This window comes from Marcopretia estuarina LEGE 06307 (assembly GCF_056633115.1).
Genome location: NZ_JBSJOY010000001.1, coordinates 733,604 through 753,251, shown reverse-complemented (window position 1 = coordinate 753,251; position 19,648 = coordinate 733,604). Strand labels below are relative to the sequence as shown.

The 19,648-nt window shown below is 66.0% G+C and carries 20 protein-coding genes and 1 tRNA gene; 15 read left to right on the top strand and 6 right to left on the bottom strand.

Features of this window, described 5'->3' with window-relative positions; translation table 11 throughout:
- The first annotated feature begins 20 nt into the window (after positions 1-20).
- Positions 21-965: an S-methyl-5'-thioadenosine phosphorylase gene (locus ACWJI3_RS03855; RefSeq protein WP_094510478.1), complete on the top strand. Its 945-nt coding sequence runs from the start codon at positions 21-23 to the stop codon at positions 963-965.
- Between the two features lie 33 nt (positions 966-998).
- Here ACWJI3_RS03855 and murQ read toward each other — a convergent pair whose 3' ends face one another.
- The 4 genes from murQ to dnaK form a co-directional block, all read right to left on the bottom strand.
- Positions 999-1,946 carry an N-acetylmuramic acid 6-phosphate etherase gene (gene murQ / locus ACWJI3_RS03850; RefSeq protein ID WP_480202926.1) on the bottom strand — a complete coding sequence of 316 codons (948 nt, stop codon included), beginning with the start codon at positions 1,944-1,946 and terminating at the stop codon, positions 999-1,001.
- Positions 1,943-2,407: a DUF3110 domain-containing protein gene (locus ACWJI3_RS03845; protein ID WP_094510480.1), complete on the bottom strand. Its 465-nt coding sequence runs from the start codon at positions 2,405-2,407 to the stop codon at positions 1,943-1,945. Before ACWJI3_RS03845 ends, murQ begins: the two co-directional genes overlap by 4 nt.
- Before the next feature lie 63 nt (positions 2,408-2,470).
- Positions 2,471-3,478 (bottom strand): DnaJ domain-containing protein, encoded by a 1,008-nt coding sequence (locus tag ACWJI3_RS03840; protein ID WP_480202925.1) that lies wholly within the window; start codon positions 3,476-3,478, stop codon positions 2,471-2,473.
- A 5-nt stretch (positions 3,479-3,483) separates the two neighbouring features.
- Positions 3,484-5,769 carry a molecular chaperone DnaK gene (gene dnaK / locus ACWJI3_RS03835; RefSeq protein WP_480202924.1) on the bottom strand — a complete coding sequence of 762 codons (2,286 nt, stop codon included), beginning with the start codon at positions 5,767-5,769 and terminating at the stop codon, positions 3,484-3,486.
- A gap of 257 nt (positions 5,770-6,026) precedes the next feature.
- Between dnaK and pstC the strand changes: the two genes are divergently transcribed.
- The 3 genes from pstC to pstB are packed head-to-tail and all read left to right on the top strand — an operon-like array spanning position 6,027 to position 8,746.
- Positions 6,027-6,980, top strand: a complete 954-nt coding sequence (pstC, locus tag ACWJI3_RS03830; RefSeq protein ID WP_255139710.1) for a phosphate ABC transporter permease subunit PstC — start codon at positions 6,027-6,029, stop codon at positions 6,978-6,980.
- A gap of 5 nt (positions 6,981-6,985) precedes the next feature.
- On the top strand, positions 6,986-7,876 hold the full coding sequence (gene pstA, locus ACWJI3_RS03825; RefSeq protein WP_094510484.1) for a phosphate ABC transporter permease PstA: 891 nt from the start codon (positions 6,986-6,988) through the stop codon (positions 7,874-7,876).
- 60 nt (positions 7,877-7,936) lie between these two features.
- A complete protein-coding gene (pstB, locus tag ACWJI3_RS03820; protein WP_480202923.1) occupies positions 7,937-8,746 on the top strand; it encodes a phosphate ABC transporter ATP-binding protein PstB in 810 nt (269 codons plus the stop codon).
- A gap of 211 nt (positions 8,747-8,957) precedes the next feature.
- Here the strand turns inward: pstB and ACWJI3_RS03815 are convergent.
- A tRNA-Ser gene (locus ACWJI3_RS03815) sits at positions 8,958-9,044 on the bottom strand.
- A 61-nt stretch (positions 9,045-9,105) separates the two neighbouring features.
- Here ACWJI3_RS03815 and ACWJI3_RS03810 point away from each other — a divergent pair.
- The 10 genes from ACWJI3_RS03810 (at position 9,106) to ACWJI3_RS03765 (ending at position 17,802) form a co-directional block, all read left to right on the top strand.
- Positions 9,106-9,474 (top strand): 2Fe-2S iron-sulfur cluster-binding protein, encoded by a 369-nt coding sequence (locus tag ACWJI3_RS03810; protein WP_094510486.1) that lies wholly within the window; start codon positions 9,106-9,108, stop codon positions 9,472-9,474.
- Positions 9,475-9,526: 52 nt separating this feature from the next.
- Positions 9,527-10,429, top strand: a complete 903-nt coding sequence (locus ACWJI3_RS03805) for an inositol monophosphatase family protein (protein ID WP_480202922.1) — start codon at positions 9,527-9,529, stop codon at positions 10,427-10,429.
- Positions 10,430-10,489: 60 nt separating this feature from the next.
- A complete protein-coding gene (locus tag ACWJI3_RS03800) occupies positions 10,490-11,677 on the top strand; it encodes an ATP phosphoribosyltransferase regulatory subunit (protein ID WP_094510488.1) in 1,188 nt (395 codons plus the stop codon).
- Between the two features lie 57 nt (positions 11,678-11,734).
- The gene (locus tag ACWJI3_RS03795; RefSeq protein WP_094510489.1) at positions 11,735-11,959 is read left to right on the top strand and encodes an indolepyruvate ferredoxin oxidoreductase subunit alpha; all 225 of its coding nucleotides are present in this window, start codon (positions 11,735-11,737) and stop codon (positions 11,957-11,959) included.
- A gap of 1 nt (position 11,960) precedes the next feature.
- A complete protein-coding gene (locus tag ACWJI3_RS03790) occupies positions 11,961-12,557 on the top strand; it encodes a cytochrome b/b6 domain-containing protein (RefSeq protein WP_480202921.1) in 597 nt (198 codons plus the stop codon).
- 128 nt (positions 12,558-12,685) lie between these two features.
- Complete coding sequence (locus ACWJI3_RS03785) at positions 12,686-13,267, top strand: molybdopterin-dependent oxidoreductase (protein WP_480202920.1); 582 nt, start codon at positions 12,686-12,688, stop codon at positions 13,265-13,267.
- 734 nt (positions 13,268-14,001) lie between these two features.
- On the top strand, positions 14,002-15,891 hold the full coding sequence (gene htpG, locus ACWJI3_RS03780; protein ID WP_480202919.1) for a molecular chaperone HtpG: 1,890 nt from the start codon (positions 14,002-14,004) through the stop codon (positions 15,889-15,891).
- Positions 15,892-15,963: 72 nt separating this feature from the next.
- Positions 15,964-16,200: a 50S ribosomal protein L28 gene (gene rpmB, locus ACWJI3_RS03775; protein WP_094510493.1), complete on the top strand. Its 237-nt coding sequence runs from the start codon at positions 15,964-15,966 to the stop codon at positions 16,198-16,200.
- Positions 16,201-16,219: 19 nt separating this feature from the next.
- On the top strand, positions 16,220-16,792 hold the full coding sequence (locus tag ACWJI3_RS03770; protein WP_480202918.1) for a peroxiredoxin: 573 nt from the start codon (positions 16,220-16,222) through the stop codon (positions 16,790-16,792).
- A gap of 200 nt (positions 16,793-16,992) precedes the next feature.
- Positions 16,993-17,802: a mechanosensitive ion channel family protein gene (locus ACWJI3_RS03765; protein WP_094510495.1), complete on the top strand. Its 810-nt coding sequence runs from the start codon at positions 16,993-16,995 to the stop codon at positions 17,800-17,802.
- A gap of 331 nt (positions 17,803-18,133) precedes the next feature.
- On the opposite strand, the gene csaB is transcribed toward ACWJI3_RS03765, so the two are convergent.
- The gene (gene csaB / locus ACWJI3_RS03760) at positions 18,134-19,186 is read right to left on the bottom strand and encodes a polysaccharide pyruvyl transferase CsaB (protein ID WP_480202917.1); all 1,053 of its coding nucleotides are present in this window, start codon (positions 19,184-19,186) and stop codon (positions 18,134-18,136) included.
- Positions 19,187-19,323: 137 nt separating this feature from the next.
- On the opposite strand from csaB, the gene ACWJI3_RS03755 reads away from it, so the two are divergent.
- Positions 19,324-19,623, top strand: a complete 300-nt coding sequence (locus ACWJI3_RS03755) for a DUF2499 domain-containing protein (protein ID WP_255100908.1) — start codon at positions 19,324-19,326, stop codon at positions 19,621-19,623.
- Positions 19,624-19,648 lie beyond the last annotated feature (25 nt).

The following is a 19,648-nucleotide window of genomic DNA, read 5'->3' as shown; positions in this document are numbered from 1 at the left end:
TCCCCCTCACCCCTGACGTCATGAGTGCCACCGCTCCCGCTCCCAACGGCTCCGGTCACGACCTGGGCGGTGCCCGGCTCGGCATCCTCGGCGGCAGTGGCCTCTACGCCATGGAGGGCCTGGAGGATGTGCGGGAACTCTCGCTCGACACCCCATTCGGAGCCCCTTCCGACAGCCTGCGGCTGGGCCGGCTCGGCGGCCTCGAGGTGGTGTTCCTGGCGCGCCACGGTCGCCATCACAGCCTCACCCCCACCGAGGTGCCCTACCGGGCCAACATCTGGGCCCTGCGTTCGCTCGGCGTGCGCTGGATTCTCTCCTGCTCGGCTGTCGGGTCACTGCAGGAGCCGCTGCGCCCGCTCGACATGCTGGTGCCGGATCAGTTCATCGATCGCACCCACCAACGACCGCTGAGCTTCTTCGGCAACGGCGCCGTGGCCCACGTGGGCATCGCCGATCCCTTCTGCCCCAGCCTCAGCCGCCTGCTGGCCGATGTGGCCGACAGCCTCATGCCGGCCGGCCGCCAGTTGCACCGCAGCGGCACCTACCTCTGCATGGAAGGCCCCGCCTTCTCCACCCGCGCTGAATCCAACCTCTACCGCAGCTGGGGCTGCTCGGTGATTGGCATGACGAACCACAGCGAGGCCCGCCTGGCGCGGGAGGCGGAGATCGCCTACGCCACCCTGGCCATGGTCACCGATTACGACTGCTGGCACAGCGACCATGCCTCGGTGAGCGTGGAGCTGGTGATCCAGAACCTGCACGCCAATGCACAGCTGGCGCAGCAGGTGGTGAAGGTGGCGGCCGAGCGCATCGCCGCACAACGGCCCGCCAGCAGCGCCCACAGCGCCCTGCGCAATGCCCTGATGACGCCGAAGGAGCGGGTGCCGGCCGAAACGCGCGAAAAGCTTGACCTGTTCACCGCTCCCTACTGGGGCCCCTTCGTGCCTGACGAAGCTGCCGCCTAGATCAGCCTGCCCTCCAAGGGGCGCCCCGGGCACTCAGTGGCTGAGCTGGGCGCCGAGGGCGGCCAGAGCAGGCCGCAGGTGACCGCCGGCCGCATCGAGCGCCGCCGCCGCCGCTGCGGCATCCAGATCGGTGACCGCCATCAGCAGGGCCCGCTTAACGGATCCGCCCGCTGCCTCGAGCAACTGGATGCCGCGCGGTCGCTCAACCCCGGCCAGATCCCGCAGGATGCGCAGGGCCCGGTCTTCCAGCTTGCTGTTGGTGACCGCCACATCCACCATGCGGTTGCCGTGCACCTTGCCCAGCTTCACCATCACGCCGGTGGAGAGGATGTTGAGGGCCATCTTGGTGGCGGTGCCGGCCTTGAGCCGGGTGGAGCCGGTCACCAGTTCAGGGCCGGTGAGCAGGCGGATGTCGATGTCGCAGGGCATCGGCGCCTGGGAGGTGGGCACACAGGCCATGCCGATCGTGAGGGCGCCGAGACGGCGCGCATGCAGGAGAGCGCCATGCACGTAGGGGGTGGTGCCCCCCGCGGCGATTCCCACAAGCGCGTCGTCGCTGCAGAAACCGCGGACTTCCAGGTCGGTCTGCCCGGCTTCGGCGCGGTCTTCAAGTCCTTCGGAGCTGCGCAGCAGGGCCGGCGCCCCCCCGGCGAGCACCCCTTGCACGAGCTCGGGCGGGCTGCAGAAGGTGGGAGGGCACTCGGCGGCATCCAGCACACCCAGGCGGCCGGAGGTGCCGGCACCGAGGTAGAAGAGCCTGCCACCTGCGCGCAGCCGGGCCACGATCGCGTCAACGGCGGCACTGAGCGCCGGTGCCGCTGCGGCCACCGCCAGCTGGGAGCAGCGCTCCTCTTCGCAGAACAGTTCAACAATGGCGCGGGTTTCCAGCTGATCCAGCGCGCTGCTGGCGGGATTCGGCTGTTCGGTGAGCAGGTGACCGCGGTCACCGGCGGCCACGCCGAAGGCTGAGGACTGGCTCATAGCAAGCCTTCAAGCCGGCGCCGAAAGGCTTCCAGTTCATCGCTGGCCGCTGAGGCCTCGGCTTCGGGCACGCCGTCGTCGGTGGAGACCAGGCCGGCGGTGGTTTCTGCCGCACCGCTTGCTGCAGTGCTGGTCCCGCTGGCCTCCTCGTTCCAGTTGCTCACATCCATGTTGCGTTCCGGGGGCGAGATCCACAGCCGCTCCTCCGGCGACTGGGGCAGGAAGCCCGTGGGCACGAAGCGTGCCTCGTAGCCAGCCTGGGCGCAGAACAGCTCCATCTCCTCCCGCTCCAGCGCCTCTACCGAGGGCAGCGGGAAATCCTGGGCTTCCAGCAAGCCCGCGTAGCGTTCGGCGTCGTCGGGGTCTTCGAACAGCAGCACCACCGTGTGGCCGCCGAGTTCAAGCGAATGGATGCCTTCGTTGTCTGTGCCGGCGTCAAACAGCAACACATGGACCGTCATGGAGCGCTCCAACGCCATGGGGTCAGTGTCTCACCCCGCGCCAGTGGTCAGCTCAGGCACCGGTCAGCCGGCTTCTGCTTCCGCTTCGGCCTGCTCGGCCAGTTGCTCCAATCGCCGGTAGAGCGCTGCCTCGGCGTCATTGAGCTGCTCCGGCACGACGATCCGAATCTCCACCAGCTGGTCGCCACGCTGGCCACGGTGGGCGAGCCCCCTGCCCCGCAGCCGCAGCAGACGTCCGCTGGAGGATCCAGGCGGCACGGTGAGCTGCACATCGCCCTGCAGGGTGGGCACCACGGCGCGGCAGCCGAGCGCGGCGGCGGGAGGGAAGAGGTCCAGGGTGTAGAGCACGCGCAGGCCATCGATGCGCAGACCCTCAGGCGTGCATACCCGCAGTTGGATGAAATGGTCGGCCCCTCCGGGCGCCACCCCGGCCAGCCGCAGGCGCCAGCCGTCCCCGGCCAGCGGCGGGGTCCAGAGCTCCACAACGGTGCCGTCGGGCAGGGACAGTTCCAGTCGTTCCCCGGCCAGTGACTGCTCCGGGGTGAGCTCCACGGTGGTTTCCAGATCAGCGCTGGCCTGCACCGGCGGCGGAGACGCAGGCGCCTGGGTCACTCGCCCCTCGCCATGTTCGCGGCTGCGCCCGGCCGGCGCTGAAGCAGGCGCCGCGCTCGGTTCCGGCGGCTCCTCGTCAGCGAGGTCGGTCGGGCCGTCCTCAGGCTCGTCGTCGTCGTCGCTGGCAGCCGTTGTGGTGCGACCGAACAGGGCCTCCAGGTACTCCTCGAATGCTGGGAAGCCACTGGCGAAGCGATCACGGCTGCCGCTCTGCGCCCCGCCGGCTTCCTGCCCCCGTTCCCAGGCCTGGCGACGCTTGGGGTCACTGAGCACCGCGTAGGCCTCATTGACTCGCTTGAAGCGTTCCTCGGCTACGGGATCGTTGCCATTGAGGTCGGGGTGCCAGCGGCGCGCCTGCTGGCGGAACGCCCGCTTGAGGGCAGCGGCGTCCGCACCGGGTTCAAGCCCCAGGGTCGCCCAGTAATCAATGGCCGCCGGGGGGGAGGCGCTGCGGGTCACCGAGGTCAGTCCTCCGACCAGGGGTCATCGGCGGCCGCTCTGACGCGGCGGGGCGGCGGTGCCGACGGCTCCTCATCGCCGGAGGGGCGGTAGCGGTTGTCATCGGCGAAGCTCTGGCGACCGCGACTGGAGAGGTTGCGAGGGCTGGCGTCGTCAGCTGCTTCGCCATCCACGTTGCTGTAGCGGGGAGTGCCGTAGCTGGTGGTGGGATAAGCGGAGGTGCCATAGCTGGGGGGGCTGTAGCTCGGCGGCTTGTAGGTCGGCGAGCCGTAGCTGGGCGGCCCATAGTCAGTTGGGCCATAGGCCGCCGGAGCGTCGTAGGCGCTGCGGTTCAGCGGTGCGGAGTCCCAGGCCTCACGGCGCGGGCGATCGCGGCCGCCCGGGCGGTCCCAGTCGTCATCGTCGTCGGCGAACAGATCATCCTTGAGGGAGCCGAGCGTGTTCTTGAGGCCTTGCAGCGGCCCGGCCTCGCTCTTGCGTTCACTCACCAGCCGCCGGTTGAGCCCATAGAGGGCCTCCTGCAGCTGGCTCACGGCCAGATCCAGTTCCACCGGATCGTCGCCACCCACCAGCATCTGCACATCGCGGAGCGCCATCTCCACCGATCGCTGCTGCCGCTCCGCCCCATAGGGCCCCAGCTCCAGCGACGCATCGCGCAGCCGGCGCTCGGCCTGGGCCACCAGCGTCTGGGCGCGGTTGCGGCGGTCCACCTCGGCCCGCTTGCGCCGGTCTTCCACCGCCTTGCGTTCCGCCTCCTCCAGCAGGGCGTTGATCTCGTCCTCGCTGAGGTTCGAGCCCCCCTGGATGCTGACGCTCTGCTGCCGGCCGGTGGTGCGGTCGGTGGCCGACACCTGCAGCAGCCCGTTGGCATCGATGTCGAAGGACACCTGCACCTGAGGCACACCACGGGGAGCGGGGGGGATGCCGGAGAGGCGGAAGCGGCCCAGTGATTTGTTGTCGGCCGCCATCTGCCTCTCGCCCTGCACCACGTGCACCTCCACCGCCGACTGGTTGGCCTCCGACGTGCTGAACACGTCGGAGCGGCGCACCGGGATCGCGGTGTTGCGCGGAATCAGCACCTTCATCACACCGCCGATCGTTTCCAGTCCCAGCGAGAGGGGGGTGACGTCGTTGAGCATCAGGTCGCGCAGTTCACCGGTGAGGATGCCGGCCTGCACAGCCGCACCGATGGCGACCACCTCATCGGGATTCACCGACTGGCAGGGCTCGCGCGGGATGAGGGTGCGCACCATGTCCTGCACCATCGGCATGCGGGTGGAGCCGCCCACCAGCACCACATCGTCGATCTCTTCGGCGGCCATGCCCGCATCCCGCAGGGCGCGCTGCACCGGCCGCAGCAGTCGGTCGAGCAGATCGGGGCAAAGCGCTTCGAACTGACGGCGCTCCAGCACCACCTCGATGTGCAGTGGTCCTTCCGGACCGGTGGCGATGAACGGCAGGGACACCGGGGTGCTCGCCACCCCGGAGAGCTCCTGCTTGGCCTTCTCGGCCGCCTCGGTGAGGCGCTGCAGTGCCTGTCTGTCGCGGCGCAGGTCGATGCCGTTGCTGCTCAGGAAGCCGTCGGCGAGCCAGTCGACGATGCGGCGGTCCCAGTCGTTGCCCCCCAACTGGGTGTCGCCGCTGGTGGATTTGACGTCGAAGACCCCATTGGCGATGCGCAGCAGTGAGACGTCAAAGGTTCCGCCGCCGAGGTCGAACACCAGCACCCGCTTCACCAGGCTGCGATCGAAGCCATAGGCCAGGGCCGCCGCCGTGGGCTCATTGAGAATGCGCTCCACCGTGAGCCCCGCCAGGCGGCCGGCGTCGCGGGTGGCCTGCCGCTGGGCATCGTTGAAATAAGCAGGAACGGTGATCACCGCCGCTTCCACCGGTTCGCCGAGATAGGTGGCGGCATCGTCCACCAGCTTGCGCAGGATGCAGGCCAGCAGCTCTTCGGGCGCGTATTCCCGCTCGGTGGCAGGGCAGACAGCCCGCACGTTGCCCTGGTCGTTGGCACGCACGGTGTAGGGCACGGCCAGGCTGTCGTCGTCGAGCTCGTCCCAGCTGCGGCCCACGAAACGCTTCAGGTTGGCGAAGGTGTTGCGGGGATTCAGCACCAGCTGGCGCCGGGCCGGTTGGCCCACCAGCAGCTCCTGGTCACGGTTGAAGCCCACCACCGATGGGGTGGTGCGTGTGCCCTCGGCATTGGCGATCACCTGGGGACGGCCGCCCTCCAGAACCGCCACCACCGAGTTGGTGGTGCCCAGATCGATGCCGACGATCCGACCCATTGAGCCTCAAACTGAAGGACCAAACTACCGGCTTCCCTGTCGGGCGGCCGCTGCAACGCCTCCCGCTGGCCAGGTTCAAGAGTGGGTCTCAGCCCAGGACCCCGAACCTCTCCAACCCCGCTGAAGGCCCACGGCCAGGCCCATCTGGGGTTGTCGTTAACGCCCTCTTAGTGGAATTCAAGCAGTGGTCGGCACTAGTTTTTGAGTGGACGCTGAACCATTGAGTTGAACCGACCGTCCTCCCGCGCCCACGATCAATGACATCTGCGCCCCACAAAGATCAATTCACGTTGCGGCGCAGGCCAGCGTCAGATCGCCTGATCGACAGTGGTTTTCGCAACCTCACGATCGTACTTGCCTCCTTTGTTGCGATTACCCTGCTGGCGATTTTCGTCACTGTTTTCCAGGGTGCTAGGGAGGCGATGCATGAGTTTGGCCTCTCTTTCCTGACCACCTCCAGCTGGAACCCCGTTGACAACGAATATGGGGCGTTCACGGCCATTTATGGCACTTTGGTGTCTTCGATCATGGCGCTGGTGATTGCCGTCCCGCTCGGGGTCGGTACCGCCATCTTCATCACTGAAAATCTCATTCCCCTGCGCTGGCGCGAGGTGATCGGGGTGATGGTGGAGCTGCTCGCCGCCATTCCCTCGGTGGTGCTGGGCTTGTGGGCCATCTTCGTGATGGAGCCGTTCGTGCGGCCCTTTCTGCAATTCATTTACGACACGCTGGGCTGGCTGCCGATCTTCAACTCTCCGCCCCAGGGGCCGGGCATGGCGCCGGCGATCATCATTCTGGTGGTGATGATTCTGCCGATCATCACGTCGATTTCACGGGACGCCCTCAACCAGGTTCCCACGGAACTGCGCCAGGGAGCCTATGGGGTGGGCAGCACAAGGTGGGTGGCGATTCTCAACGTCATCCTTCCGGCCGCAGTGTCTTCGATCATGGGCGGGATCATGCTCGCGCTCGGACGGGCCATGGGCGAAACCATGGCCGTCACCATGATCATCGGTAACTCGAACAATTTCAGTTTTTCCTTGCTGGCACCTGGCAACACCATCGCTTCGATGCTGGCCAACCAGTTTGGCGAAGCCGATGGGGTGCAGGTTTCGGCGCTTCTCTACGCCGCTTTGATTCTGATGGTGCTCACCTTGACGGTCAACATCATTGCGCAGTGGATCATCAAGAAACTCAGCCTTAAATACTGAATCCCATGACCACCGCCTTTCCTGCCGCTTCAAAGTCGCTTCGCTTCAACCCCTCCCTGAAGCGCAACCGGCTGGATCAATCTTTGACAGCCCTGGCTGGCTTGTTCAGCACCATTGCGGTGCTGCCCTTGGTGCTCGTTCTCCTCTATGTGTTGCTTCAGGGTGGACGCCTGATCAGCATCAGCCTGTTCACCCAGTTGCCGCCGGCACCGGGTCTGGAAGGAGGCGGCATCGGTAACGCCCTGATCGGCACCGTCACGGTGACGTTCATTGCCTCGCTGATCGCCATCCCGGTGGGTGTGGGTGGAGGGGTGTTCCTGGCCGAATACTCCAAGGGAGGCTGGTTTGCGCAGTTCATTCGCGTCGGCAACGACATTCTTGCCGGTGTTCCTTCGATCATCGCTGGTGTGTTCGTGTATGGCGCGATCGTGGCAACGCGGATCTTCTTCGGTCAGTCGTATTCAGCGGCGGCCGGCGGTATCGCTCTGGCGGTGCTGATGTTGCCGACGGTGATCAAAACCACCGATGAGGGTCTCAAGCTGGTTCCTCGCGAGCTCACCTGGGGGGCCATCGGCGTGGGCGCCTCCAAGTTCGTGACCGTCACCCGCATCACGCTGCCCAGTGCCTTCACGCCGATTGCCACCGGGGTGGTTCTGGCAATCGCCAGGGCGGCCGGTGAAACCGCACCGCTGATCTTCACAGCCCTCTTCTCTCCCTTCTGGCCGGAGGGCCTCTTCAACCCGATCGCCACCATGTCGGTGTTGATCTTCAACTTTGCGATCATGCCGTTCGAGGCTCAGAACGAACTGGCCTGGGCCGCTTCGTTCGTGCTTGTGGTGATGATCCTCGCGGCGAATCTCTTTGCCCGCTGGCTGCGCCGCTTCGCTTCCAAGTAAGCCGGCAGCGGCCCTTCCCTCCACCTCTCTTCGCCTTCGATCCCACCCCTCCTTGATCCCATGACCTCGACCCTGCAAGCGAAACCGGCTCCCAGCACCTGTCTGGCCCTTGAGGACGTCACGATCAGCTACGGCAGCTTCGAGGCGGTGCGGAACGTTCACATGGAGATTCCCGCTGGCAAGGTCACGGCCTTCATCGGACCCTCGGGTTGCGGCAAGTCCACCGTGTTGCGAGCCCTCAACCGCATGAACGATCTGATCGAGGGCTGTACGTTAAAGGGACGGGTGGTGTTCGACTCCCAGGACATCTATGCCAAGGAGGTGGATCCGGTGGAAGTGAGGCGGCGCATCGGCATGGTGTTCCAGAAGCCGAACCCCTTCCCCAAATCGATCTACGAAAACATCGCCTTCGGTGCCCGGATTAATGGCTACAAGGGCGACATGGATGAGCTGGTGGAGCGCTCCCTGCGCAAGGCCTTCATCTGGGATGAAACCAAGGACAAGCTCAAGGAGAGCGGCAATGCCCTTTCCGGCGGTCAGCAGCAGCGCCTGTGTATCGCGCGCGCAATTGCGGTGGAGCCTGAGGTGATCCTGATGGACGAACCCTGCTCAGCGCTTGACCCGATCTCCACTTTGAAGATCGAGGAGTTGATGCACGAGCTCAAAAAGTCCTTCTCGATCGTGATCGTCACCCACAACATGCAGCAGGCGGTTCGGGTCTCTGATCAGACCGCCTTCTTCAACGCTGAAGCCGTGGAAGGCGGCAGCGGCAAGGTGGGCTATCTGGTGGAGTTCAACGACACCGAGCGCATCTTCAACGCTCCGGTGCAACAGGCCACCCAGGACTATGTGACCGGCCGTTTCGGCTGATCAACACGCGGCTTCACTCCCTTGGTCTGCTGCCTGTACAGGCAGATTCACTCCCTTGGTTCGCGGCCTAGCCGGTCGCGAACTGATCGGTGATTTTCATGTGAAATGAATGGTCTGGTTCAAGCAGCGCCTGATCAGTTGTGCGCCGCTGGGCCTCTCCCCGCAGCTACAAAAAAAGACCGGCGCTAAGGCCGGTCTTGGTGAATCTGGACGGAGAGGGAGGGATTCGAACCCTCGATAGAGTTGCCCCTATACAGCATTTCCAGTGCTGCGCCTTCGACCACTCGGCCACCTCTCCAGCGGCTGTCATGGGGCAGGTGGCAATGTAGCAGCAGGCCGTTTGTGGTTCACGTCAGGCGATGACCAAGCGTTTTCCGATCACGGTGCACTGGCGCCAGCAGAACAGGGTGATCCGGCTGGATGTACCGGAGGGGGAGTACGTGCTGCGCAGCTTTGAGCAGCAGGGCCAGCCGCTCCCGTTCAGCTGCCGCAATGGCTGCTGCACGGCCTGCGCCGTGCGCGTGCTCTCGGGTGAGATCGATCAGCGCGAAGCGCTCGGCCTCTCGCAGGAGCTGCGCAAGCGCGGTTATGGCCTGCTCTGCGTGGCCCGCGCCATCGGCCCCCTGGAGGTGGAAACCCAGGATGAGGATGAGGTCTACGACCTGCAGTTCGGCCGCCACTTCGGACGTGGCCGCATTCGCCCCGGCCTGCCGATCGAAGAGGAGTGAGCCCCCAGCCATGCCCCTTCAGCCATAAACGCCCAGCCATGACTCCCCAGCCATGACCATCAGCCTCCAGCCACCGGCCGCCGGCCATCCCTGTCTTTCCCAGCAGGCTCTGCAGGCCTCTGGCCTCAGCGCTGGGGACCTGGAGCGTCTGGCCGGGGTGGCCCGCCGGGCTGCCGCCGCCGGTGGCGCCGAGCTCACGCGTCATTTCGGCAAGCTGCGCCAGATCCGGGAGAAGGGCCGAGCCGGGGATCTGGTCACCGAGGCCGACCTGGCGGCTGAGCAGGCGGTGCTCGCTGTGCTCGCCGCTGAGAGTGCCGGTGTGGCCGTGCTTGCGGAAGAGAGCGGCCACAGTGCCACCCGCTCCGACCTGGAGTGGTGCGTGGACCCGCTCGATGGCACCACCAACTTCGCCCACTCCTTCCCGCTGTTCGCCACCTCGGTGGGTCTCACCTTGCGGGGCACGCCGCTGCTGGGGGCAATCGAAGTGCCGGCCCTGGCGGAGCACTACTGGGCGGCGCCTGGCCTGGGCGCCTGGTGCAACGACCAGCCGATCCAGGTGAGCGGCTGCACCGAGCTCTCCGCCTCACTGCTGGTCACTGGTTTCGCCTACGACCGCACCACCCAGCCCGACACCAACTACACCGAGTTCTGCTGGTTCACCCACCGCAGCCATGGGGTGCGCCGCGGCGGGGCTGCCGCCGTGGATCTGGCCTTCGTGGCGGCCGGCCGACTTGATGGTTACTGGGAGCGCGGCCTTTCCCCGTGGGATCTGGCCGCCGGCGTGGTGCTGGTGGAGCAGGCGGGAGGCATCGTCAGTGCCTACGACGGCACGCCGTTGGTGCTGGCCGACGGGCGGCTGATCGCCACCACCCCCGGCCTGCATCGCGCCCTGATGGATGGGTTGGCCCAGTGCCGGCCGTTGCCAGGCGCGTTGTTCGGCGCTCCCGAGCTCTGAGCGGGCCCCACACCGCTCCATAGGATCCAGCCGCTCCCCTTCACTTTCCTCTGATTTCCCATGGCCCTGCAACCCGCCGCCGGCGCCAGGGATCTCAATCCCGTCCAGGTGGGCGGCAACCGGCGCCTGCGCGAGCGTCTGGCGGAGGTTTATCGGCTCTGGGGTTACCAGGAGGTGGCGCCCCCGTCGGTGGAACGGCTCGACACGCTGCAGGCCGGTGGCGGCATCGCTGAGCAGGACGTGGTGCGCCTCGCGGCGGAAGAACCGCTGGGCCTGCGGCCTGAGTTCACGGCCTCAATCGCCCGGGCGGCCTCCACCCGCATGGCTGCGCGCCCACGGCCGCTGCGCCTCTGGGCGGAAGGGCCCACCTTCCGCGCCCTCGTGGGTGATGCGGGCGGGCAACGCATCAGTGAGCAACTGCAGAGCGGTGTGGAGCTGCTCGGGGTGCCCACGGCCTCCGCCGATGTGGAGCTGATCCGCCTGCTGCTGGCCTGCACCGAAACGATCGGGTTGGAGCCCAGCCATGAACCCCAGCTGCTGGTGGGCCACCACGGGCTGCTCAGCACCTTGCTCGAACGCTTGCCTTCCCAGCACCGCACTGCCTGTCGCCGTGCCCTCACGGGCTTCGATCCGCTGGCCCTGGCTGCCATTCCGCTGGAGCCTGCGGAACAGGCGCAGCTGCAGGCCCTGCTGCGCCTGCGCGGCGAACCGGCCTGGGTGCTGAAGGAACTGGAGCGGCACCTGGGGTCCAGCCCCCTGCTGACGGAGCTGGCCACCACGCTGGAGCTGGTGCGCCCAGCGGCCGAGCGCCTTGGGGTGCAACTGCAGCTGGATCCCAGCTTCCAGCCCCACTTCGATCTCTACGACGGCATCGTGCTCAAGCTGGTGTGTCGCGGTGCGGCGGCACCGGTGGATGTGGCCAGCGGCGGCCGCTACGACGCCCTGGTGGGTCGCTTCTGTGCCGATGCGGCCCTGGCCGCCGGTGTGGGTTTCGCCTTTTCGATCGAAGACATCCGCGAGCTGCTCAACGGCACCCCCGGCAACAAGGAAGCGACCAGGCTGGCGGAGCGCCCGCTGCTGGTGGCCTACAGCCACCCCGACGGACTCGCTTCTGCCCTGGAACGGCTCGATCAGCTCCATGCTCAGGGCCGCGCTGCCGAGCTGCTGCCGGAGCCGCTCGGCTCGCACGCTGAGGCGGAGGCGGTCGCCTTCAGCCGCGACAGCCAAGGGCTGGAGTGGCTTGGCTGAGCCGGAGCAGAGCCCGGCGGATTTCTAGGATCGCGCCACGCTTGCGCCCGCCCCGTTATGGCCCACACGATCCTCACCGATGTCTGCGAGGGCGTGGCCGATTGCGTGGATGCCTGTCCCGTGGCCTGCATCAAGCCGGGCTCGGGAGCCAACAGCAAAGGCACCCCCTTTTACTGGATCGAATTCGACACCTGCATCGACTGCGGCATCTGCCTGCAGGTGTGCCCGGTGGAGGGGGCGATCGTGCCGGAGGAGCGGCCGGCCGAGCAGCGTCGCAGCTGAGATGTCACCCTCCCGCCATCGGCATCCGCTCTGGACGCGGGCCTTCCACGGGTTCAACCTGGTGGTGTTTCTGGTGATGGCTGCCAGCGGTCTGCAGATTTACAACGCCCATCCCGTGTTCGGTGGTCGTGGCGGCGCCACCGTGCCGGAGCTGTTCACCCTGGGCGGTTGGCTGGCCGGTGGCCGCGACTGGCACTTCGGCTTCATGGGCCTCTGCGCCTTGAACCTTGGACTCTGGATCGCCCTGCTGATCCAGCGGCGCCGCGACCGGCTGGCGCAGAGCAGCGATCTGGCCACGCTGAACGCGAGTTCGAATCTGGCCAGGCGACGCCTGGCGGCGCATCGCCTGATCTACACCTTGATGCTTGTTCTGCTGGCCTTTGCGCTGATGACGGGCCTGGCGATGTACAAGCCGGCTCAGTTCTGGTGGCTGTCGTGCCTGTTCAGCTTCGGGGAACTGTTCGGTGCCACCAGCTGGCACACCTTGCGTGTGGCTCACCTGGCCACGATTCCCGCCATCGCTATCCTCACCCTGGCCCATGCCACCCTCTCCTGGCGCGTCGGAGGATGGCGGCTCTGGCGCTCCATGCTCACTTGACACCGCAGAGCCCCTGGCTGACCCGCCGGCAATTGCTAGGCCTGGGTTACAGCGGTGGGGCCCCTTTGCTGCTGGGCGGGTGCGCTCTCAATCGCTTCAGCGAGCAGGTGGGGAAGGCTACGCAGCCGTTGAACGAGCGTCTTGAAGCGTGGCTGCAGGGGAAGGGCAAGGTGCCCGAGTTTCGCCGGGATCAGGTGGATCCGGCGGCGCTGCTGGTGAACAGCTTCAACGGTGTGCCGCGGCTGGATCCTGCGCGCTACCGGTTGCGCGTGGATGGGCTGGTGCGCCAGCCGCTGCAGTTGAATCTGGCCGATCTGGCCGCTCTGCCCCAGCACGAGATCATCATCCGCCATGTGTGCGTGGAGGGTTGGGCGGCGATCGTGTGCTGGTCGGGGGTGCGCCTCGCCGATGTGCTGGCACTGGCTGGATTTTCCAGCCTGGGCGGTTACGTGGCGATCGAATCCGCCGATCAGTTCTTCACCACCTGGGACATCGCTTCCGCGCTGCATCCCCAGACCCTGCTGGCCACCGGCATGAACGGTGCGCCGCTGCCGGTGGCCAATGGTGCCCCCCTGCGCCTCGCCTCGCCGATCAAGCTGGGTTACAAACTCAGTAAATGGGTGACGGGGCTGGAGGTGATCAGCTCACTCGACCCGTTGCGGCGCGGCACCTGGGAAGACAACGGCTACGAGTGGTTTGCCGGGCTTTGAGCGGAATTGAGCAACGAACTCCGCCCTCATGCGCCGAGGTGTGTATTCCCACCAGGGCATTCAGCATCCGCTCAGAGCCATGCCTGAGCTGCTGAGTGGGCTGTTGCTGTTGAGTGCGTGGCCACAACGTGCGGTTGGAGCTAAAGACGGCTGATGCACCAACGACTGGCACTGGACCGGATCCGTCGGCAGCGAAAGAGTCTTCATCAGCTTGCCATCTGTCCGGACCATCCATGCTCCTATCCGCAGGGATGTTGCTCTGTATCCCCCCAGATGGCTCGATGCTCCGCGTAAGGCTCCCGCTCATCCCATGCCAGGCAAGAAGGAATCAGATCCCCGTTGGCTTGTGGCCGGTGAAAGCAATCTCAGCGCTGAGGACTATCCCCCCCTTGCAAGGTCCATCCGGCTGCCCACTTCATCCGTTCAGATGGCCATCGCTGGCGGCTGACCATCCCTGCTCCAAGGCGTCGCCTGGTGCTGCTGGGCTCCGCATGGCAGCGCAACCGGCACCCCGCCACAGCGTGCCCAAGGGGTAGGCGCAAGCACCGATGCAAGGCGCGGCAAGGACCTGGTCCTGCACTGGTGGCTCCCCTCCATGCGCTTGGCACGCGTCAATGGCGTCCGCGCCGCCCGCGATGCCCTTGCCACCACACCAGGGGTTCGGAGACCCCTCCCTGCCACGGCTTGAGCCCGTCCAGGGGGATCCCTAAGGTCGCGTCAGTGACTCAACTGCCATGACGGTGCTGGAACAGGGCCAGATTCAGATCCACACCGAGAACATCTTCCCGATCATCAAGAAGGCCGTGTATTCCGGCCATGAGGTGTTCCTGCGGGAGCTGGTGAGCAATGGGGTGGATGCCATCAGCAAGCGCCGCATGGCAGCGATGGCTGGAGATTGCGGCGAGGGTGAGGAAGGACGGATTCAGATCCGCATTGATCGCGAAGCCAAGACCCTCACCATCAGCGACAACGGCATCGGCATGACGGCCGATGAGGTGAAGCGCTACATCAACCAGGTGGCCTTCTCCAGCGCCGAGGAGTTCCTGGAGAAATACAAACGGGAAGACGACGCCATCATCGGCCATTTTGGCCTTGGCTTCTACTCCAGCTTCATGGTGGCGGCAAAGGTGGAGCTGGTGAGCCTGAGCGCACGCCCCGAATCCGAGGCTGTGCGCTGGAGCTGCGACGGCTCCCCCAACTTCAGCCTCGAATCGGGCGAGCGCAGCGAGCCTGGCACCGATGTGATCCTGCACCTGCAGGAGGAGGAGATGGAATACATCGAGCCGTCCCGCATCCGTTCGCTGATCACCACCTACTGCGATTTCCTGCCGGTGGAAGTGCAGCTGGAAGGTGAAACGGTCAACAAGCGGCTGGCACCGTGGCGCCAGAGCGCCCGTGACCTCACCGACAACGACTACATCGAGCTCTACCGCTACCTCTACCCCTTCCAGGGTGATCCGCTGCTCTGGGTGCACCTCAACACCGACTACCCCTACAACCTGCAGGGCATCCTCTACTTCCCCAAGCTCACGGGCCGTGGCGATTGGGAAAAAGGGGAAATTCGCCTCTACTGCAACCAGGTGTTCGTCAGCGATTCGATCAAAGAGGTGGTGCCGCGCTACCTGCTGCCTCTGCGCGGTGTGATCGACTCCCCCGACATCCCCCTCAACGTCAGCCGCTCCGCTCTGCAGACCGACCGGCGCGTGCGCTCGATCGGTGGCTTCGTGGCCAAAAAGGTGGGGGATCGGCTCAAGCAGCTCCAGAAGGACGAACCCACCCGCTACGCGGAAATCTGGGAGGGCATCGCTCCCTTCATCAAGATCGGCGCCATGGAAGACGACAAGTTCGCCGAGCAGGTGGCAGATCTCGTGCTGTTCGGCACCACTGCCGATGCCGCCGACCCCGAGCCGATCGCCGTTGGCGGCAAGGCGTTCACCACCCTCGCCGCCTACCGCAGCCGTCTGTCGCCTGAGAACGACAAGCGCATTCTCTATTGCACCGATGAGGCCGGCCAGGCCGGTGCCCTGGCGCTCTGGCAGGGCCAGGGGGCCGAGGTGCTTCTGGCTGATGCCCTGATCGATGCCCAGTTCATCCCCTGGCTGGAGGCACGCCACGAGGAGCTCACCTTCCGCCGCGTTGACGCCGAACTCGACGACAGCCTGCAGGAGAAAGAGAGCGAGCTCACCGATTCCCAGGGGAAGGACAGCTCCGAGCAGCTGCGCAGTCTGTTCAAGCAGGCCCTCGCCAACGACAAGGTGACCATCCAGGTGCAGGCCCTCAAGGGGGACAACGCCCCAGCCGCCTTGATCCTGTTGCCGGAGCAGATGCGGCGCATCAATGACATGGGCGCCTTCATGGAGCAACGTCTGCCCGGCCTGCCCGACCACCACGTGCTGCTGATCAACCGCCGCCATGCCCTGGTGGAGGGGCTGCTGAAGCTGTCCGCCGGCGCCGTGATCACCGGTGGCGGGAGCTCCCCCAGCCAGCAGCTCGCCGACGACCTCAGCCGTCACATCTACGAGCTGGCCCGCCTTTCGGTGGGAGGCCTTGAACCCAACGAGCTGGCGGGCTTCCAGCAGCGCAGCTCCAACCTGATGGGTCGCCTCATGGAGCGGGGCCTCTGAGGCCTCGCCTCCCCTTTGCTAGATTCGCCCCTTCGGGCCTGGCCCGTTTGTCATTTTCAGCAGCTGAACGTCATGTCCCGGGTTTGCCAACTCACCGGTAAGCGTGCCAACAACGGCATGGCGGTCAGCCATTCCCACGTGCGCACCAAGAAGCTCCAGCAGGTGAATCTGCAGGAGCGTCGCCTGTGGTGGGCTGAAGGCAACCGATGGGTGAAGCTGCGCGTGGCCACCCGCACCCTTCGCACCATCCAGAAGAAGGGTCTGGGCGCCTACGCCCGCGAACTGGGCATCAACCTGGCCAAAATCTGAGCCGGTACGTTCCGGTTCGGTGAAGCGTCGACGACTCCTGCAGGGTTCCGTCCTGTTTGTTTCCGCATGGCTGGCCCGACCGCGTGCGGCCACAGCGATGGGTGGAACCCTTCCGGAGCTCGACCGTCCAGCTCCTTCATTTCGTTTGCCGGCCTTCACGGCCGATCGGCTGGAACCCACCACCCTCGGGCTTGAAGATTTCCGCGGCCGCTGGCTCGCGCTCTACTTCTATCCCAAGGATTTCACCGGCGGTTGCACGCTGGAAGCGAGAGGCTTTCAGAACGATCTGGCCCGCTTCCACAGCCTTCAGGCTGAGGTGGTGGGCATCAGCGCCGATGCACTCGATGATCACGCCGCCTTCTGCGACAGCGAGGGACTGGACTTTCCGCTGCTTTCCGACCCCGGCGGCAAGGTGAGCCAGCGTTACGGCTCCTGGCTGCCGCCCTTTTCCCAGCGTCACACGTTCCTGATCGATCCTGAAGGGATACTGCGGACCCGCTGGGTGGCCGTGCGGCCCAGCGGCCACAGCAAGGAAGTGCTTGATGAACTCGAGCGCCTTCGCGGGCTATCCAGCGGTTCGCTTACCACCTGATGGCGGGGTGGACCTGCCGAACTTGCGGCAGCGAGCATGGGGTGAGCGTTCTGCTGCGTGCATCTGGTGAGAGGGACGCAGAGTGCCTCTGCTGCACCCTGCACGTCGTACGTGCCATCCCGCCGTGCCAAGACCTCAACATTCGGTTGACGTGAGGCTCAGGAAACAGCAGCGTTCTGCTGCACCCCGATTCTCTCTCCGTGCCTGAGAGCCTCGCCCTGATCACTGCGATCGTCGTTCCGTTCATCTTCAAGCTGGTGGGCGCTGTTGCCCTCTGGATTGCCGGCGGCTGGCTCATCACCCTGGCCGTGCGCCTGTTGCGCAGCTCTCTGCGCCACAGCAGCCTCGACGCGACGGTGGTGTCTTACCTGCTCAACATCCTCGCGGCAGTGCTGCGGGTGATCCTGGTGGTGGCCATCCTTGGCTTCTTCGGCATTGAAACGGCCAGCTTCGCTGCCCTGCTGGCCGGTGCAGGCGTGGCCATCGGCGCGGCCTGGAGCGGCATGCTTGGCAATTTCGCCGCCGGGGTGTTCCTGCAGGTCTTCCGCCCCTTCAGCGTGGGCGATTTCATCACTGCCGCCGGCGTCACCGGCACCGTGGAGGAAATCGGCATGTTCGTGAGCTCGGTGCTCTCTCCCGATAATGTCCGCAATATCATTCCCAACGGCAAGCTCTTCAGCGACAACATCCAGAACTATTCCGTGCATCCGTTCCGGCGGGTGGAACTGGTGGCCCAGCTCGACAACAGCGCCGATGTGGCCCGTGCCGTGGCCCTGCTCAAGGAGGGCATCAAGAGCGTTCCTAACCAGTACGACGGCATGCCGGCAGATGTGGAGGTGCTGGAGTTCACCGAGCGCGGCCCGAAACTTGCCGTTCGCCCTTACACCCATACGGACAACTACTGGCAGGTCTACTTCGACACCAACCGCATGATCGTGGATGTGCTGGGCAGCAATGGCTTCCCGGTGCCCCGCATCCCGCTGGCGATGGCCGCTCCTGCCAGCAACTAGAAGGCTGCGGTCACTGGCCGCTGACCACCGTCCGCGGCCAGGTTCACGGCTGGTCGAAGAAGCCGAGCGTGCTCAGCCAGTAGGCCATCGCCCCCAGCGGGATCAGCACGCTGAGCAGGATCTGCAGTTTCACGCGGTCCATCGGAGAGGGGCAAAGGTCACCGGCTTGCCAGTCAAACCACCCGCCAAGCCGGCCGCGAGCCACAGACGGCAAACAGCTGTGCTTCGAGCCGGATCCTGCCAACAATTCCGTTGCCAGCCGGATATGTCAGCACTTCTGATGCGTGCCGCGGGGCCGTCGTCCTTCGGTTCTGCGAGCCGAAGCCGGTAGTCAGCCCAGCTGCTGATGCAGCAACGCAGCGTGAACTGCCGTTTGCTGGCGCAACTGCTCAATGGTGGCTCCTGCCGGGGGAATCTCGGCAGCGCTCAGCCAGCTCTGCGCCAGGGGTCCTGCCTGGTGAGCCGCCAGGGCCGTTGCTTCCAGATCGAAGCAGGGGCAGGCGAGAGCATCAGCGGCCCTCCTCACCTTGGGGTCGTAGCTGAGTGCTGCGCAGGGGGCTCCTGCCAGGGCCGCCAGGATCAGGCCATGCAGCCGCATCGACACCACCAGCGCGGCCCCATGGAACTGCTCGCAGGCCTCCTCTGGAGTCTTCACCTGCAGCTCCCGGCTGCGGGCCTCAAGCCCCTGCGGCAAGAGACCCCTCTCCTTCAACTCCTGCAGCAAGCCCGTGTCCTGCTCCCGGTGGAAGGGCAGCCAGTGCACCGGCCGGTCCAGGCGGCGCGCCACCTGGTCAAGGGCCTGCAGCAGCACGGCCCAGCCGCTGTCATTGAGCAGCCTGGTGGGGCGCCAGCAGAGCACGATCGGTCCGCCCGGCCCCTGCCAGCACTGAGCCGGCAACGACCACACCGGATCACTGCCCACTGGCGCCTGCACGCCCCACTCAGCAGCCAGGGCTGCTGAACCGGCATCCCGCCAGGTGATCCCCTGCACCAGAGGCAGCAGGCGCTGCACCAGCAGGCGGCTGCGGCGGCGGCGCAGTGGGCCCAGCCCCTGTCCCCAAAGCAGCACCGGCAGGCCAGCCAGGCGCGCCCGCAGGATCAGTCCCGTGTAATAGATCAGGCTGCCGAAGCTGGTGACGTCCTGCAGCAGGCTGCCGCCACCCAGCACCAGCGCATCGCAGCCACCCAGGGCCTGCAACACCGACGCCAGGCGCCGACGGTCCACGGTGCGCACCCCGAAGCAGCGCTCCACCTCCTCGCGATCGAATGCGGTCACGAGTGGATCGCATCCCGCTGGCAGCTGCGCCAGCAAGGCGGTGAGCAGGGCGTCGTCGCCGAGGTTGTGCTCGCCGTAGTAGCCGCAGAGCAGGGGACGGTTCGGCATCAGGGGGTCGGCATCAGTCGGGCTGCCAGTGACGTGGGGGGCAGGGGCGCGGCAGGCAGGGGCGAGATCGAAACTGCCAACGCTGGCATGGTCGCAGCGGGCTCCTTCATGATGAGGCCACTCAAGCGGACGCTCCGATGCACGCGCTCTCGCTGCCCACCTGGTGGATCCACATCGCCTCGGTGCTGGAGTGGATGCTCGCCATCGCAGCGATCGTGCGCTGGGGGGAACGGCGCCATGAACCGCAGTGGCGCTGGCTGGCCCTGGCCATGCTGCCTGCACTTGTGAGCGCCATGGCGGCCTGCACCTGGCACCTGTTCGACAACACCGAAGCTCTGCGTGGCCTGGTGGTGTTTCAGGCCTTCACCACCTTGGTCGGCAACATCGCACTGGCGGTAGCTGGCTGGCAGTTGCTGCCGTCTCCGCGTCAGGCCTGACGGAGATCATGCCGCTTCTTGTCAT